Origin of the sequence: Mammaliicoccus sp. O-M54, assembly GCF_022386035.1 — a bacterium.
In the GTDB taxonomy this organism is placed as follows: Bacteria; Bacillota; Bacilli; order Staphylococcales; family Staphylococcaceae; genus Mammaliicoccus; species Mammaliicoccus sciuri_A.
Window position 1 is genome coordinate 21,083 of the sequence record NZ_JAJNJE010000012.1, and the last position, 16,164, is coordinate 37,246.

18 protein-coding genes are annotated in these 16,164 nt (G+C 31.8%); 15 read left to right on the forward strand and 3 right to left on the reverse strand.

Annotation, left to right across the window (positions count from 1 at the left end):
* The first annotated feature begins 11 nt into the window (after window positions 1-11).
* From LQ673_RS13980 to LQ673_RS14005, 6 genes are all read left to right on the forward strand, one after another.
* Window positions 12-1,061: a MupG family TIM beta-alpha barrel fold protein gene (locus LQ673_RS13980; protein ID WP_239705869.1), complete on the forward strand. Its 1,050-nt coding sequence runs from the start codon at window positions 12-14 to the stop codon at window positions 1,059-1,061.
* On the forward strand, window positions 1,062-1,946 hold the full coding sequence (gene murQ, locus LQ673_RS13985) for an N-acetylmuramic acid 6-phosphate etherase (protein WP_037589842.1): 885 nt from the start codon (window positions 1,062-1,064) through the stop codon (window positions 1,944-1,946).
* A gap of 19 nt (window positions 1,947-1,965) precedes the next feature.
* Window positions 1,966-3,402: a PTS transporter subunit EIIC gene (locus LQ673_RS13990; RefSeq protein ID WP_191836656.1), complete on the forward strand. Its 1,437-nt coding sequence runs from the start codon at window positions 1,966-1,968 to the stop codon at window positions 3,400-3,402.
* A 5-nt stretch (window positions 3,403-3,407) separates the two neighbouring features.
* Window positions 3,408-4,259, forward strand: a complete 852-nt coding sequence (locus LQ673_RS13995; protein WP_191836657.1) for a MurR/RpiR family transcriptional regulator — start codon at window positions 3,408-3,410, stop codon at window positions 4,257-4,259.
* A 272-nt stretch (window positions 4,260-4,531) separates the two neighbouring features.
* Window positions 4,532-4,828 (forward strand): hypothetical protein, encoded by a 297-nt coding sequence (locus LQ673_RS14000; protein WP_191836658.1) that lies wholly within the window; start codon window positions 4,532-4,534, stop codon window positions 4,826-4,828.
* 247 nt (window positions 4,829-5,075) lie between these two features.
* Entirely contained in the window at window positions 5,076-6,038 is a 963-nt protein-coding gene (locus LQ673_RS14005; protein ID WP_037589837.1) for an LCP family protein, read from the forward strand.
* 78 nt (window positions 6,039-6,116) lie between these two features.
* Here the strand turns inward: LQ673_RS14005 and LQ673_RS14010 are convergent, their stop codons facing one another.
* Window positions 6,117-8,297: an AraC family transcriptional regulator gene (locus LQ673_RS14010; protein WP_191836659.1), complete on the reverse strand. Its 2,181-nt coding sequence runs from the start codon at window positions 8,295-8,297 to the stop codon at window positions 6,117-6,119.
* Between the two features lie 263 nt (window positions 8,298-8,560).
* Between LQ673_RS14010 and LQ673_RS14015 the strand changes: the two genes are divergently transcribed.
* On the forward strand, window positions 8,561-8,890 hold the full coding sequence (locus tag LQ673_RS14015; protein ID WP_025906024.1) for a MarR family transcriptional regulator: 330 nt from the start codon (window positions 8,561-8,563) through the stop codon (window positions 8,888-8,890).
* A gap of 55 nt (window positions 8,891-8,945) precedes the next feature.
* On the opposite strand, the gene LQ673_RS14020 is transcribed toward LQ673_RS14015, so the two are convergent.
* Window positions 8,946-9,161, reverse strand: a complete 216-nt coding sequence (locus tag LQ673_RS14020) for a DUF2922 domain-containing protein (RefSeq protein WP_191836660.1) — start codon at window positions 9,159-9,161, stop codon at window positions 8,946-8,948.
* Window positions 9,162-9,193: 32 nt separating this feature from the next.
* On the reverse strand, window positions 9,194-9,403 hold the full coding sequence (locus tag LQ673_RS14025) for a DUF1659 domain-containing protein (RefSeq protein WP_025906021.1): 210 nt from the start codon (window positions 9,401-9,403) through the stop codon (window positions 9,194-9,196).
* Between the two features lie 136 nt (window positions 9,404-9,539).
* Here LQ673_RS14025 and LQ673_RS14030 point away from each other — a divergent pair, with 136 nt between their 5' ends.
* From LQ673_RS14030 to LQ673_RS14065, 8 genes are read left to right on the forward strand one after another with little or no spacing between them, the layout of a single operon-like run.
* Window positions 9,540-10,091: a tyrosine-type recombinase/integrase gene (locus LQ673_RS14030; RefSeq protein ID WP_191836661.1), complete on the forward strand. Its 552-nt coding sequence runs from the start codon at window positions 9,540-9,542 to the stop codon at window positions 10,089-10,091.
* An 18-nt stretch (window positions 10,092-10,109) separates the two neighbouring features.
* Window positions 10,110-12,509, forward strand: coding sequence for a DUF4040 family protein (locus tag LQ673_RS14035; RefSeq protein WP_191836662.1), 2,400 nt, complete (start codon window positions 10,110-10,112; stop codon window positions 12,507-12,509).
* Window positions 12,496-12,921, forward strand: coding sequence for a monovalent cation/H+ antiporter subunit B (locus tag LQ673_RS14040; protein ID WP_025906014.1), 426 nt, complete (start codon window positions 12,496-12,498; stop codon window positions 12,919-12,921). Before LQ673_RS14035 ends, LQ673_RS14040 begins: the two co-directional genes overlap by 14 nt.
* Complete coding sequence (locus tag LQ673_RS14045; RefSeq protein WP_025906012.1) at window positions 12,918-13,265, forward strand: Na(+)/H(+) antiporter subunit C; 348 nt, start codon at window positions 12,918-12,920, stop codon at window positions 13,263-13,265. Before LQ673_RS14040 ends, LQ673_RS14045 begins: the two co-directional genes overlap by 4 nt.
* Window positions 13,258-14,754, forward strand: a complete 1,497-nt coding sequence (locus tag LQ673_RS14050; protein WP_191836663.1) for a Na+/H+ antiporter subunit D — start codon at window positions 13,258-13,260, stop codon at window positions 14,752-14,754. Before LQ673_RS14045 ends, LQ673_RS14050 begins: the two co-directional genes overlap by 8 nt.
* A gap of 2 nt (window positions 14,755-14,756) precedes the next feature.
* Entirely contained in the window at window positions 14,757-15,239 is a 483-nt protein-coding gene (locus LQ673_RS14055) for a Na+/H+ antiporter subunit E (protein ID WP_025906008.1), read from the forward strand.
* Entirely contained in the window at window positions 15,239-15,532 is a 294-nt protein-coding gene (locus LQ673_RS14060) for a monovalent cation/H+ antiporter complex subunit F (protein WP_049320936.1), read from the forward strand. Before LQ673_RS14055 ends, LQ673_RS14060 begins: the two co-directional genes overlap by 1 nt.
* Window positions 15,510-16,001: a Na+/H+ antiporter subunit G gene (locus LQ673_RS14065; protein WP_025906003.1), complete on the forward strand. Its 492-nt coding sequence runs from the start codon at window positions 15,510-15,512 to the stop codon at window positions 15,999-16,001. Before LQ673_RS14060 ends, LQ673_RS14065 begins: the two co-directional genes overlap by 23 nt.
* The last annotated feature ends 163 nt before the right edge of the window (window positions 16,002-16,164 follow it).

A 16,164-nucleotide genomic window follows, 5' to 3' on the forward strand; every position in this document is an offset into this window, starting at 1 on the left:
GGTGTGTTGATATGTTAGGTTTTTCGGTCTATTTAGGTGAAGCGTTTGATGAATTATATATTGAGACGATGCTCAATCGTGGTTTCAAGTATGTGTTTACTTCACTTCAAATTCCTGAAGAGGATTCGGAATTGTATTTTGATAGGTTGAAGGAATTGAAGCTACTTATTGGTGATAAAGCTGAGATTATAGCTGATGCGAGTCCTCATGCTTTTCAAAATCTTGGGCTTTCTTATAAGCAACCTGAAGTATTAAAAGGTTTAGGTATTGATTATATAAGGTTAGATATTTCGCTAGCGATTCCAGATATTATTTCTTTATTAAGTGAAGTTAAAATTGTCTGTAATGCGAGCACGGATGCGATAAGTTTATTGGATGAACTTAAAGATCAAGATATTGATATGTCTCGTATTATGGTTGCGCATAATTATTATCCTCGTCCTGAAACTGGACTGGATAAAGCTTACTTTATAAAACAAAACACAAAATTAAAGACATCATTCCCGGATATTTCAATTATGGCTTTTGTACCAGGTACGGTATATAGAGGTCCAGTATATGAAGGCTTACCTACATTAGAAGATCATAGATATTGCCACCCATTAGTTGCTGCTCATGAATTAGCAGCTTTAGGAGTAGATGATATTTGTATAGGGGATACAGGTATCGATACAACAACGATCGATCAATTCAACAACTTCTTTCATAAAGGAATCGTGTCACTTCAAGTGCAATCTGAAACAAAGCATTTAGAAAGTTATATTGGGAGAATTTTTCATAATAGAAAAGACAAAGCTAGAGATGTGATTAGAGCGGAAGAAGGACGGCAAATGTTTCAATCTGAAATATTGCCTGAGAACACGGTTGCAAGAACAAGGGGTGCGATCACTTTAGATAATAAAAAGTATGGTCGCTATATGAATGAATTACAAATCGTCAAAAATGATTTAAAAAGTCATGAAGCTGTTAATGTTATTGGACATATATGCCAACATGATATACCATGCATAGATTTAATTGATGCAGGTACAGCTTTTCAGTTCGTTAAGGGGGAAGAATAAATGGATATTAGTCGTTTAACGACAGAATCAAGAAATGAGCACTCGTCTAAGTTAGACACATTAACACCTGAGCAATTTGTTGATGTTATGAATAACGAAGATCAAAAAGTGGCTCAGTTTATTAAAGAAGAAAATCATGCAATTGCTCAATTAATTAGGCAAGTTATTAAAGGATTAAACAATGGTGGAAGATTGATTTATATGGGCGCAGGTACAAGTGGTCGATTAGGTGTATTAGACGCAGCTGAATGTGTACCAACATTTGGTGTAACACCTGATGTTGTCGTTGGACTTATTGCTGGTGGTCCAAGTGCGATGACTGTAGCTGTTGAGGGTGCAGAAGATGATGAAAGTCTAGGCGAACAAGATTTAAGAGATTTAAATATTAATGAACATGATACGGTTATCGGGATAGCTGCTAGTGGTAGAACACCATATGTAATAGGTGGTTTAAGATACGCACAAAGCATAAATGTACCTACTGGCTGTGTGACATGCAATAAAGCATCTGAAGTTGGTAAACATGCAGATTATCCGGTCCAAGTAGATGTCGGCCCTGAAGTATTGACGGGTTCAACGAGATTGAAAGCAGGTACTGCCCAAAAATTAATTCTTAATATGATATCAACAGGGGCAATGGTTGGTATAGGAAAAGTATACGAGAATTTAATGATTGATGTTAAACCAACTAATAAAAAATTAAAACAAAGAGCCGTAAACATGATTCAAGAAGTATTACAAACAACGGATGAAGATAGTGAGAAATTATTCAAACAAAGTGATGAGCAAGTGAAAGTCGCAATAGTAATGGGGATGCATGGGATTTCTAAAGAGGAAGCATTAGAAAGACTTAAACAAGCTAAAGGGTTTGTGAGAAATACGTAAATTAAGGGGTGTGTAGGCTATGTCAAAAGAAAGAGAGATTGCACAAAATATTCTCAAAGAAGTCGGGGGAAGAGATAATTTAGACAAAGTGATACATTGTATGACGCGTGTCAGAATGAATATCGTCGATTACAGTAAAGTCGATGTCGAAGGTTTAAAGAATATAAAGGGCGTAATGGGTGTCGTAGAAGATGACATGCTTCAAGTTGTGATTGGACCAGGTACTGTTAATAAAGTAGCTAATGAAATGAGTTCAATTATAGGGGTTCCTTTAGGTGAAGATATAAAGCATAAAGTATCTAATAAAGAACAAGTTGAAAAAGAAGCGGATTTATTTAAGCAAAGTATTAATAAGAAGAATCAAACACCATTTAAAAAAGTATTAAGATCTATTGCTAATATATTTGTACCATTAATTCCAGCTTTTGTTGGTGCAGGTTTAATTGGTGGTATTTCTGCAGTACTATCTAATATGTTAACAGCAGGTACGATAGATGGTGCGACATGGGAACAGTTCGTATTAATATTTGATATCATTAAAAATGGTATTTTCGCATACCTCGTGATTTATGTGGGTATTAATGCGGCAAAAGAATTTGGCGCAACACCAGGTTTAGGTGGTGTTATTGGTGGTACAACCATGCTAACGGGTATGGATCCAGAAAGCCCACTTAAAAATATTTTTAATGGAGAACCATTAGCTGCCGGTCAAGGTGGTGTCATTGGTGTTATCATTGCGGTTTGGATTTTATCTTTAATAGAAAAAAGATTACACAAAGTCGTTCCGAGTGCGGTAGATATCATTGTCACACCTACGATTACACTATTTATTATGGGACTAGGAACAATATTCTTAATCATGCCAATTGCCGGCTTTATTTCAAATGGCTTATTAGGCGTAATAGATTGGGTTCTAAATATCGGTGGTGCATTTAGTGGATTTGTACTAGGTGCAACGTTCTTACCACTTGTTATGTTTGGCTTACACCAAGTATTAACACCGATTCATATTGAAATGATTAATCAATCTGGTGCAACATATCTCTTACCGATTCTAGCCATGGCTGGTGCAGGTCAAGTAGGTGCAGCATTTGCATTATGGTTTAAATGTAGAAAAAATAAAAAGATTATCAACTTACTAAAAGGGGCATTGCCAGTTGGTATTTTAGGCATTGGAGAACCGTTGATTTACGGTGTTACACTTCCTTTAGGTAGACCATTTATCACAGCATGTATCGGTGGTGGTGTTGGTGGTGCAGTTATCGGTGGCATTGGTCATATCGGTGCATCAGCAATTGGACCAAGTGGCGTTTCACTCATTCCACTTATTTCTGATAATATGTATTTAGGATATATCGCAGGATTGCTAGCAGCATATCTTGGCGGATTCATTGCCACATATTTATTTGGAACAAATAAAGAAATGACGGCACCACAAGAATTAGAAGAGGATTAAAGCATATGGAACATCAACATTTACTCATATTTATAAAAGAACAAATGCCACGTTTAACAAAACATGAAAAACGTATTGCAGAATATTTTATTGAACATCCAGAAAAAACAATTAACTTGAGCGCTAAAGAACTTGGCAAATTAACGAATACAAGTGCAGCTTCTGTCATTAGATGTACCCATAAACTTGAATTTAAAGGGTTCACAGACTTGAAATTAGCGATTTCTAGATATTTACCTCAACATGAACAAAGTATTTATCAAGAAATTAAACAAGATGAAACAGTCGACTCAATTAGTAAGAAACTCATCACAAGAGCTTCTCATACACTTGAAATGACCGAAAAGAATATTTCGAGTAAAAATATTGAGCGGGTCGTTGATCAATTATACGATACAGATACGATTATCGTATTTGGTGTCGGTGCTTCAAGTTTGGTTGCTCAAGATTTATATCAGAAGTTCACTAGAATAGGTAAGCAAGTGATTCATTCTTTAGATACACACTTTTTAGCTACAGCCATTGCTTCACATAGTGATAGTTGTGTACTCATTGGTATATCTAATTCAGGAGAGAATCATGAGACGGTATCTTTAGCCAAAGTAGCTCGAAAATATGGTGTAAAAATAGTTGGTTTAACACAGTCAGAGCAGTCTACATTAGCAAAAAAATCTGATATATATTTAATTCATGATGCAAGTTCAGAAAAAAGTTTAAGATTAGCAGCGACGAGTTCTCTTATTTCTCAACTTATGACAATAGATATTCTTTTCTATAGTTATTTATCAAGAAATTATGATGAACATGTTGTAACGATGAGCAAAACAAGAGATGCAGTGGAATTGTATCTAGAATAGAGCATGGACATTTGTCCATGCTCTTTCTATTAAGTATTATATTGAAAAAATAATAAAAAAATAGTACAATTTAACTAATAAACCTATTGCCAAAATATGTAATGTAATGATATTAATAATTTCAAAAAAGTTTAAATATCCTAAAGAAAAAGAAATGGCATAAGACAAATTATATAAATATTCTTCAACTCTATGAAACGAACATAACAGTCCTCTAAGCACTTATCATCACATTTCATATATTAAGAATTAAAGAAAGTTAGCGTGAAGTTATGAAACAAGTGGAAATTATAAGAATATTAGATGATACGTCATTTATTATTAATGCAGGAACAAATAAGGGTATTAAACCTGGTTATTATATTGATGTATTGAAAAGGGATAAGTCATATAATTATATTGCAAAAGTAGAAGAAGTTTATCCAGAGTTATCTTTATGTACAAGATACGGAGAACAAAGGTTATTTTATGGTGAAGTTGTAAGAATTAGATATCCAGATGCGTTTAATATAGAAACAAAAGTTATTAAATCAAAAACAAATAGAAATAGACGAAAAAAGAGAGGATGAGATCGCCGAATCTCATCCTCTTTCCCGTTTAATATGTCATTAAAATTAAAAAACAAGTAACGTTGTAGATTTACAAGAATACTCTATCATATAATGTATAGATTTTCCAGAAATAAGTAGGAAATCTTTGTATAAATTTTTAAATTATTAAAATAAAATTTAAGTTGTGTACAGAATCATGTTCAATATGGAAATATGAGATAAATAAATGTATAATAAAGAAAAAAATAGAATGGACTGAGAACACGTGGCAAACCAATATGAGCGTTCTGCAAAGAAAAAGAAGTCAACAGCATTCAAAATAGTAACGACAATCGTCATTATTTTATTACTCGTATTTTTATTAGTGATCGCATTTTTTGTCTATAAATTCTTCGCATTAGGTAATTCAATACATAATCCATTAGACAGAGATAAATCAGAATTACGAAAGAAAGCAGTAGATACAAATGGTGATCCGATATCTATCGCATTATTCGGAATAGATTCAGATTCAACAAGAGCAGCAGCGGGTGGAGGAGAAAGATCGGACTCAATCTTATTATTATCTATCAATCCTGATAAGAAAAAGACTGTTATGGTAAGTGTACCTAGAGATACGAGAGCTCAAATCGTAGGTAGAGATTCTGTCGAGAAAATTAACCATGCATATGCATATGGTGGACCGAAGATGGCCATTAATTCTTTAGAGAAATTAATGAATGTACCAATTGACCATTATGCGACGATTAATATGGATGGTGTTAAAGAATTAGTTGACCAAGCAGGTGGCGTAACCGTTAAAAGTAATGCAACATTTACCGTTAAAGGTAATTCATATGTTAAAGGTCAAAAGTACAAGCTTGATGGAGACGAAGCATTAGCATTTATTAGAAGTAGAAAAGAAGATGGTGCTGGTGGAGACTTTGGTAGACAAGAAAGACAACAACTTGTTATCCAAGCATTAGCAAATGAATTAGTAAGTATCGGTTCATTACCGAAAATCAACCAAATCTTTGATACATTAGGTGATAATGTTCAAACAGATTTAAAAATTTCACAAATCAATAGTTTAAGATCTAAATATAGTGACGCATTAGATAATGTTGATAGAAATCAATTAGAAGGTCAAGATACAATTCTAGATGATGGATTGTATTATTTCGTACCTAGCGATTCAAGCAAGAAAGAAGTCGTAGATAACTATCGTACTAATTTAGAATTAGATTAAATATAAAATCTTGGACATCAATCGATGCCCAAGATTTTTTTATGGATATTTATAAAGTTTGTTTGAATATGTGTTTCTCTATCCTCTATTCTGTACGATCAATAATTGTACAGCGTTCGTCTTTAAGAAATAAGTTTCATCAATTTTATTTGTATTATAATCTGCCATTTCTATATCTGGCGAACAATATCTATCTAATAATACTGTATTTAAGAAATCCAAATTACCATGAGTATGATCTAATTTTCTAATCGCTTTAAAAATATTTCCATTGTCTTGGTCGAAAGTAATTTTCGTGACTCTGAATTTATCAAATGGGATGTCTCGATAAGATAATATAATTCCGATATTATTTTGATAGTTGATATCATGCGGGTGATACAGTTCATAGTTAAATAATAAATAGAATATTTTATTGTGAATTTCAAATTTAATATAGTTTGGCCCTTCATAAAATTCATGACCGTTAAAATGACTCAGAATAGATAATAAATAATTCGTCGGACTTTTACAGTGATATTTTAAATACAAAGATAATGGTTGTTCGATAGCTGAATATTTAGCAGAGGCTTCTTCCATTAACCAAAATCCTATACCAGATATGTAATTCGTAATACTCATTAAATGCTTTAACATAATGGCCGCATTAAAATAAAAGCTTTTACTAGTATACGTATCACCGTTTAATATATTCCATTCCATTGGGATAACATGTTTATTTTTTGATTTTAAATAAGCCATATTTTGAATGAGTTGTTTCGTATGTTGGTTTGTAATGTCTGCGATATCATAATTGTTTATTTCATCTAAGTTATACAAGTCGTTAAAGTTATAACTTAATGCAAAAGCATCAATGTCTTCATATTGCGAGAAATCAATCTCTAATTCTTCATATATATGCATAAATGGATTTGGCGCATTTATTCCAATTTGTATATCAGGTAACTTTATCTTTGTTTCTCTCATTTGCTTTTTAACATGATGAATATCGCTAAAATCTACATCAAAGAATATTTCTCCATTCTTGTTATAAAAATAATTGTAAATGGCATCTATTAATTCATGCCAGTTGTTTTTAAAGTTGTCGTCGTCATAATCAATATCATATATTTTTATGGCAGGTATAATCCTCGTATCTGAAAACATACTTAAACAAAATGCTAAATTTTGTTTATAATGATTTTGTTGTTCTGTATCAAAGAAAGTCTTCATAGAACAGTGAATAACAATAATCGGCATATCCGTCATTTTCTCTACATTTTCTAAAATTTCCCCAAGAAAAGGTGTATAGAAATCATGAACATCACCGACATGTAAATATGTCTTATGGTTTGCTGAGAGGGTCTTAAAAGGTACATCACTAAAGGCCATTCTTTTATATTCATGAACAAACGATTTATTATGCATCAATTTTTGTAATTTTGAAATCAATGAAGCTTTTTCTTCGTTAGAAATCACTGCATTTTCTTTATCTTTTTTATGACGTCTATATTGTAGTCGGTATTGATTAGGCGTTACATGAAACTGCTCTTTAAATTGTCTATTAAAGTTATGATAACTAGAAAAACCATGACTGTTTGCAATTTGCTCGGTTTTAAACTGTGTGAACAGTAATGCATATGTCGCTTGAAAAAGTCTTGTTTCTTTTAAATATTGAATGAATGTTGTCCCCATTTGTTTAGAGAATTCTCTAGATAAATGTTCAGGAGAAATATAAAAATGACTCGCGACACTATTAAGTGATAATCTTTCGTGATAATTTTGATCAATATATTGTTTTACTTTATAAATAAGGCTGCTGAGTTCTATTTCAATATGACCATAATTTTTAGTATCCACTTGAAAACGTTCAAACATAATTTTATAAATTTCAACAACGTAATTACTGCATCTAATTTTGACGTTTGTTAAGTTTGCAAGAATAGCTCTAATATATAAATCTTTAATTTCATGTTTATATCTATCTAATTCATTAGTCTTCGAAGTACGGGGGATTCTAAAGACAAATGCCTCTTCTCCACTTAAATTTTCCATCATGGCATAACTAATATGAAGTATAGCGACCAACCCATTATTAATAATAGGTAAATAATTATCGTTATCTTGAAGATAAAATAAATCACCAACATTATACTCATAAGTCGTATGATTTAAAGTAAGTTCTGTATGACCTTCTAAAACGAAACATAAAGCGCCATATCCGAGTAATTTCGGATTAATGATACTTTCTTTATGTAGTGAAATCTTATAGTTGTACAAATAATCACCTCTCAATAAAGACAAATTATGGAATAAAACATCAAAATCTGTCATTATATTTATTTATTTAACAATATGATATCAAAAATCGTATGTAAATGTTACCTAATTTAATAAAATGGAGAAGATACTTTATAATAAATCAAATATGTTAATCGATTTAATCAAAATATGAATTTAAAACGCGTTAAAATAATAATTAATGAAATTTGTGTGTTGTGAACTATTAAAAATCGGGAAAAATTAAATTGGGAGGGCTTTACTTGATAGAAACATTCAACAAAACTATTCAACAAATGATCGACTATGAAAATAAAGTAACAACTTTAAAAAATGAAAAGAAATTATCACTCGTTGACTTCATTATTTTAGAAGAAATATACACTGCAAAAGAAATTACAATCAAAGAAATTCTAAGTGGAAAGCTTTTAGAATTAAAAACAAGACCTTCTAATATTGGTACAAACTTAGCAAAATTATATAGAAAAGGTTTAATCGATAAATATAGAAGTAATCTCGACGAAAGAAAAGTTTACTACTTTATGGATGCAGAACATAAAGAAAAATACGAAACACTCGTTAAAGATATATAAGAAAAAAGGCAAGGACAAAATTTATGTCCTTGCCTTTTCTGTTGCTATAGAATACTTATTTAATCAATTGTCGTGTGCTGCGCTCGATATATTGTGCAGAATGGATTGATACGAGCTCACCTTTGTTTAAGTTAAATAAGTTAAGCTTCATAATTTTATTCATTGCATCTTCAACGATATCGCTTGATAAGTTTGCTTTTGGATTTTGAATTTGTAATGTAAATGTCTTATCTAATGATGTTTTGAATGTTAACTCCAATACTCTTTTCATATTTTCACCTCCTAAATGGTTTTTAGATAGCATTAATTTTCTATCTGTATTGTTTTGACGATATACGCATCTTTAAATTTCTCGTCACTTAATGTTTCGATAATGCCTTTAAAAGTTTTAACTTGTTCTGGTGTAACGTTTAAATTAATTGCATTAAATTTACGTTGAACAGTTTTTACTTTAGAAGCTTCATCTAAATACTGATGCAATAAAATAATGTTGATGTCTTTAACTGTTTCCATAATTAAAACCTCCTTTCACTTTATATATCGAAATAAGTATGTAAAAACGACAAAAAAATGTATAAATTACTTTCATGTTACTCAAATATATATTATTATTAATATGTACCTTAATTAGGAAGGATGGACCAAATTTATGCAACAAGTATCTCCAATTAAGAATAAAGATGACATTAGAGCAATGTATGAAGTATTGAAATCACATAGTGAACGAGACTATTTATTGTTTAGCTTAGCTATTCATACGGGTATGAAAGTAAACCAGCTACTTAATTTAACAGTCCAAGATTTATTTGATGAGGACAATGATATAAAGCAAGATTGGATAAATGATGAACAGGATTTAATTAAAGTCGTTATACCGTTACATTTGAGATCGAGCTTATCTAATTTTATTTATGAAGAAGGATTAAAAAGAGATGACTTTGTTTTTATGTCCATCAAAACAAAAAAACAATTATCAAGACAACAAGCTTATCGAATTATACATGTTGCAGCTGAAGAAGTAGGGTTGAAGAATATCGGATTGTACTCGTTAAGGAAGACTTTTGCATATCATGCCTTCAAATCAGGGGTATCAGTTTCGATTATTCAAAAATACCTTGGACATCAGTCTTTAATAGAAACATTAAAATTCATTGATGTCACAACTATAAAAAAAGAAACGACAATTGAACTTAATATATAGAGAGAAAGGGGTTAATGTATGGCTTTAATATGGCTGTTTTTAATGATTATCGTTGTGATGTCAATCGTGCTCATGACGATGAATACAAAGTTTAGCCGATTTGCTGGATGGCTAAGTTTAATTGCGCCAGTTCTAAGTTCCATATATTTCTTAAGTCAAATTAAGACGATATATGCTGGCCAAAGTATTACTTATTTCAAAGAGTGGATTCCACTTGTCGATGTTAATTTAGATTTACGTTTAGATGGTCTATCTTTAATTTTTGCACTACTTATTTCATTAATTGGTGCAGGTGTCTTCTTATATGCCATTTATTATCTTTCCCATGAAAAAGAGAATCTTCCAAGATTTTATACGTATTTGTTAATGTTTATGTTAGCAATGTTAGGTGTCGTACTTTCAAATAATACGATATTGTTATATACATTTTGGGAGTTAACAAGTATTTCTTCATTCTTGCTCATTTCATATTGGTATCAACGTAGAAAGAGTCAAGACGGTGCTTTGAAATCATTTTTAATTACAGTGTTTGGCGGTATGGCAATGTTAGTAGGATTGATTTTGCTATACAGCATTACGGGTACGAATACAATTACTGAACAAGTCGGTATGATTGATAAAATTTATGAATCACCATGGTTTGTACTTGCAGTCATTTTAATCTTACTCGGAGCATTTACGAAATCTGCACAATTTCCATTTCATATTTGGTTGCCAGATGCTATGGAAGCACCAACGCCTGTCAGCGCTTATTTACATTCAGCAACAATGGTTAAAGCAGGATTATATTTATTATTAAGATTTACACCAATTATCGGTCAAAGTACATGGGTCGTTTATACAGTTGTTACTATCGGTTTAGTGACGTTATTAGTCGGTTCATTCTTTGCAGTTAACAAGAAAGATTTAAAAGCAATGCTTGCCTATTCAACAATCAGTCAGCTCGGTATGATTATGACGATGATCGGTTTAGGGCTATTAGCATTAAATAGTAATTTTAAAGCTGATAATGAAATCTTTTTAGCGAGTTTATTTGCAGCATTATTCCATTTAATTAACCATGCGATTTTCAAAAGTGTTCTATTTATGGGTGTTGGTATTATCGACCATGAAACAGGAACAAGAGATGTTAAAAAGCTTGGTGGATTAAGAACAATCATGCCAATAACAGCAGTTGTCATGACAATCAGTGCACTATCTATGGCAGGTATTCCGTTATTTAATGGTTTCTTAAGTAAAGAAAAGTTCTTTACGAGTTTAGTAGAAACAGGTCATACAGAAATCTTTAATCAAACGATGTCTACCGTGATGATATTAGCTGGGTTTGTCGGCAGTATATTTACATTTGTATATTGTATTAAACTCATTAAAGAACCATTTTTCGGTAAGCTTAAAAAAGAACAATTACCAAAAGTACCACGTCATGATGGAGGCGGGTTATTAATCTCACCAATGATTATCGTATTGTTTGTTCCAATCATTTTCTTTGTACCGAATGTATTAGGAGAATATTTAATTGGTCCAGCATTAAGAGATATATTCCACGATAGCGAGATTATGGCTCATTTACCACATATTAAAGCATGGCACGGATTTACAGTAGAATTATTCTTAACACTTGGCATATACATTATTGGGGCACTTCTTATACTCGTGCCAAAATGGGATGTTATTTATAGTAAGATTTCTAAAAACTTAGAAATCAATACGCTATATACAAAAGGTATGGATGCATTAGATCGTATCAGTACGTTTTCAATTCAAGGTATTATGAATAATAAATTGAATCAATATTTACACATTATTTATGTAATCTTCTTTGTCATTATGGGATATGGTATTTATCAAGTCGGTATTTATGATATTGCTTATTACCATATTACTGAAGCGACAACATTTGAAATCATTATATTAATTAATATAGTGATTACAGCAACAGCGTTAATGTTTATACGTGAGAGAATGACAATGACGATTTTAAATGGTGTCATCGGATATTCGATCGCGGTCGTATTCATATTTATGAAAGCACCTGATTTAGCTTTAACGCAACTTGTTATAGAAACGATTACGACAGTATTATTCTTATTAGTGTTCTATCATTTACCAAACGTTCAGAAAGATACACCAAACGTTATGAGTGAAATTGTGAAATTAACAATTGCTTTATTAATGGCAGTATTTGTTGTGGTCTTTGTCATTATGATGCAACAAGATAGTCTGTTCGACAAAATTTCATTCTACTATGATAATGCTTACGAATTAGCAGGTGTTAAAAATATCGTTAATGGTATTCTAGGAGACTTTAGAGCGTTAGATACAATGCTTGAAGGAATCGTTATATTAATTGCAGGATTAGGTATATTTACATTAGTTAAATTTAAGATAAGAAAGGATGAGCCAAATGAAAGAAAATGATGTTGTATTAGAAACGATATCCAAAATTGCTATATTCATAATATTGACGTTTGGATTTTATATTTTTCTTGCTGGTCACGATAACCCAGGTGGTGGGTTTATAGGTGGGCTCGTCTTTAGCTCAGCTTTTATCTTAATGTTTTTAGCTTTTGATGTGGAAACAGTCGTTCAATCAATGCCATTAGACTTTAGAGCAGTTACGATTATTGGATGTCTCATTTCAATTGGTACAGGTATTATTCCAATGTTCTTTGGACATCCGATGTTAACACATGAGGATGGCTATATGACATGGCCGTTGTTAGGTGAGATTCATTTATCAAGCGTTACACTTTTTGAGCTCGGCATACTACTTACTGTAGTAGGGGCAGTTGTAACAATTATGCTTGCGATAAGTGGTGATAACAGTTGAATTTAATACTAGTTATTATAATAGGCGTACTCACATTTGTAGGAACATATATGATTTTGTCTAAGAACTTAATTCGAATTGTTATTGGTACAGCAATTTATACACACGTAGCAAACTTAATGATTTTATCCATGAGCGAGTTTGGTGGAAAGAATGTTCCACTTATTAATGGAGAAGGAAAAGATTATGTCGATCCTTTACCTCAAGCATTGATCTTAACAGCAATCGTAATTGGTTTTGCTGTTACAGCATTTTTACTCGTACTTATATATAGAACATTTAAGTTGACGAAAGTAAATAGAATAGAGGCGTTACGCGGTGAGGATGAAGATGTAGATGAATAATTTAATATTAGTACCATTACTCGTACCTTTAATTACTGGATTAATATTGTTCTTCTTTAAAGAACGTTTAGCTTTAACAAGACGAATCGCGATAACGAGTTTATCAATTACAACAATCATTTCGTTATGGCTACTTATAGAAGTTAGTTTAAATAAAGTACTTGTTATTAACTTTGGAGATTGGCAACCGCCATATGGTATACAGTTTGTCGGAGATGAATTAGCACTTCTATTTACGTCTGTTTCTTGTTTTGTTGTAACAGTTATTATATATTTTGGTTTTGGTAAACGAGAAAGAGTAGCAAATAGATATTTCTTGCCATCTTTTATACTATTTTTATTAACAGGTGTTAACGGAAGCTTCTTAACGGCAGATATCTTCAATTTATACGTTATGTTTGAAATTATGTTATTAGCATCATTTGTATTATTAACACTTGGACAATCTATCGAACAACTAAGAGCGAGTGTTATTTATGTTGTTATTAACGTTGTCAGTTCTTGGTTCTTCTTAATGGGTGTAGCATACTTATATGGAACTTTAGGTACTTTGAACTTTGGACACATTGCAATGCGTATAACTGAAAGTAATCAACCAACGACCGTTACTTTAGTAGCAGTTATTATGATTTTCGTCTTTGGTGGTAAAGCAGCCTTAGTCATGTTTATGTGGTTGCCGAAAGCATATGCTGCTTTAAATACTGAGTTAGCAGCATTGTTTGCCAGCCTTATGACTAAAGTGGGTGTCTATGCATTGATAAGAGTTATGGTGTTGATGTTCGATGAAAAGCCAGAAGTTACACATTTCCTATTATATATTATGGCTATCATCACAATGATCATCGGTAGTATCGGTGTATTAGGATTTAAAGATATTAAAAAGATTGCAGCTTACCAAGTTATTTTATCAATAGGATTTGCTGTCCTCGGTTTAAGTGCGAATAATAGCGATGGTATTACAGGGGCAATATTCTATGTCAGTCACGATATGATTATCAAAACATTACTATTCTTAATCATCGGTACTTTCGTATTATTATCAGGCACGAGATATTATGATCAATTTGGTGGATTAATTAAATATTATCCGAGTCTAGGGATTATATTCTTTATCACGATATTATCAATCGGTGGTGTACCACCCTTTAGTGGATTTCCTGGGAAATTATTAATTATTAAAGGTGCTTTAGATAATGGTTATACAATTGGTGTCATCGTGATGGTAATTACAAGTGTCATCGCTATGTACAGTTTACTAAGAATATTCTTAGTGATGTACTTCGGTAGAAACGATATTCCTAAAGTTGAAAGGGTACCACTTTCTAAACATAAATTATATGCGATGATCATATTAACAGTAGCTACTATCGTATTAGGTATAGCATCACAATATGTATTGAACATTTCAGAATTGGCAGCACAATTTAACATACATGAGCAGTCATATATTAAAGAAATTATTCCAAACGTAGAAGTGGAGGCGAAGTAATAATGGCACAGTTGTTATTAAATATTTTAATCGCCTTCTTATGGACGTTATTCCAAGATGAAGATAAATTTCATTTATCAACCTTTGTAGGTGGATATCTCATTGGTATCGTTATTGTTTATTTAATGCATAGATTCTTTGGACATGTCTTCTACTTGAAAAAGGTTTGGGTAATCTTCAAGTTTATATGTGTTTATAACTATCAACTTGTGACTTCAAGTATGACAACAATCAATTATATTTTATTTAAAACAAACAAAGTTAATCCAGGTCTTGTAACTTATGAAACAACGTTAAAACAAGATTGGGCGATTACATTGTTAACATTGCTTATTATGCTTACACCAGGTTCCGTCGTGCTTAGACTTTCACCTGATGGTAGAAGATTCTTTATACATGCAATTGATATTTCAGATAAAGAAAAAGAAATTTTAACGAAGCAAATTAAGAAATATGAAAAACTAATCTGGGAGGTGCTTAAATAATGTCATTTATCATATTAGCAATTATCAAAACAGCGCTTGTTATATATGGTATTTCCATTGTTGTCGTACTTCTCAGAACGATCATAGGTCCAACTACTGCGGATAGAGTCATTGCTTTTGATGCAATCGGTGCGATTTTAGTTTCCGTAGTAGGGGTATTAAGCATTATTTATGATACATTCAGTTATTTAGAAGCGAGTTTGATTATCGCAATACTTTCTTTCTTGAGTACAGTAGGTATTTCACGTTTCATAGAAGGGGGTCGTGTCTTTGAATCTAAGCGAGATCGTTAGTTTAATTGCCGCTTTATCAATATTGTTAGGTTCAATAGCAGCGCTCATCAGTGCGATAGGAATTGTACGCTTTAGAGATACATTTCTTCGAAGTCATGCCGCTACTAAAAGTTCTACATTATCTGTGTTGCTTACTTTGACAGGTGTGTTTATATATTTCTTAGTGACACAAGAATACTTTAGTGTCCGAACATTATTAACAATACTGTTCTTATATTTAACATCTCCAGTAGCAGGACATATGATTATTAGAGCAGCTTATAATTCAGGATCATATATGTATATGAAAGAATTTACTAAAAAAGGTACTTCGTTAAACTTTAGATATGATCGTAAAGAAACAAAGAAAGATAGAAGAAGAAGAGCCGAAAAAAGACAAATGATGAACGAAGCATTTTCTAAAAATGATAAAGAAACATTTAGTAAATATAAACAAGTCATGAAAAAAGATGATCCAACATTAAAATAATAGATTTTATTTGAGAAGTGTATGTTATGGGATGTCGTTAGGGACAGAATTCTGAGAAATGTCTCTAAGAGGTGTCGTTAGGGACAGAATTCTGAGAAATGTCTCTAAGAGGTGTCGTTAGGGACAGAATTCTGAGAAATGTCTCTAAGAGGTGTCGTTAGGG

What these genes read in the sequence shown, in the direction of transcription:
- LQ673_RS13980 (WP_239705869.1), top strand. Translation starts at nt 12, where the DNA reads ATGTTAGGTTTTTCGGTCTATTTAGGTGAAGCGTTTGATGAATTATAT.
- murQ (WP_037589842.1), top strand. Translation starts at nt 1,062, where the DNA reads ATGGATATTAGTCGTTTAACGACAGAATCAAGAAATGAGCACTCGTCT.
- LQ673_RS13990 (WP_191836656.1), top strand. Translation starts at nt 1,966, where the DNA reads ATGTCAAAAGAAAGAGAGATTGCACAAAATATTCTCAAAGAAGTCGGG.
- LQ673_RS13995 (WP_191836657.1), top strand. Translation starts at nt 3,408, where the DNA reads ATGGAACATCAACATTTACTCATATTTATAAAAGAACAAATGCCACGT.
- LQ673_RS14000 (WP_191836658.1), top strand. Translation starts at nt 4,532, where the DNA reads ATGAAACAAGTGGAAATTATAAGAATATTAGATGATACGTCATTTATT.
- LQ673_RS14020 (WP_191836660.1), bottom strand. Translation starts at nt 9,161, where the DNA reads ATGAAAAGAGTATTGGAGTTAACATTCAAAACATCATTAGATAAGACA.
- LQ673_RS14025 (WP_025906021.1), bottom strand. Translation starts at nt 9,403, where the DNA reads ATGGAAACAGTTAAAGACATCAACATTATTTTATTGCATCAGTATTTA.
- LQ673_RS14030 (WP_191836661.1), top strand. Translation starts at nt 9,540, where the DNA reads ATGCAACAAGTATCTCCAATTAAGAATAAAGATGACATTAGAGCAATG.
- LQ673_RS14035 (WP_191836662.1), top strand. Translation starts at nt 10,110, where the DNA reads ATGGCTTTAATATGGCTGTTTTTAATGATTATCGTTGTGATGTCAATC.
- LQ673_RS14040 (WP_025906014.1), top strand. Translation starts at nt 12,496, where the DNA reads ATGAAAGAAAATGATGTTGTATTAGAAACGATATCCAAAATTGCTATA.
- LQ673_RS14050 (WP_191836663.1), top strand. Translation starts at nt 13,258, where the DNA reads ATGAATAATTTAATATTAGTACCATTACTCGTACCTTTAATTACTGGA.
- LQ673_RS14055 (WP_025906008.1), top strand. Translation starts at nt 14,757, where the DNA reads ATGGCACAGTTGTTATTAAATATTTTAATCGCCTTCTTATGGACGTTA.
- LQ673_RS14060 (WP_049320936.1), top strand. Translation starts at nt 15,239, where the DNA reads ATGTCATTTATCATATTAGCAATTATCAAAACAGCGCTTGTTATATAT.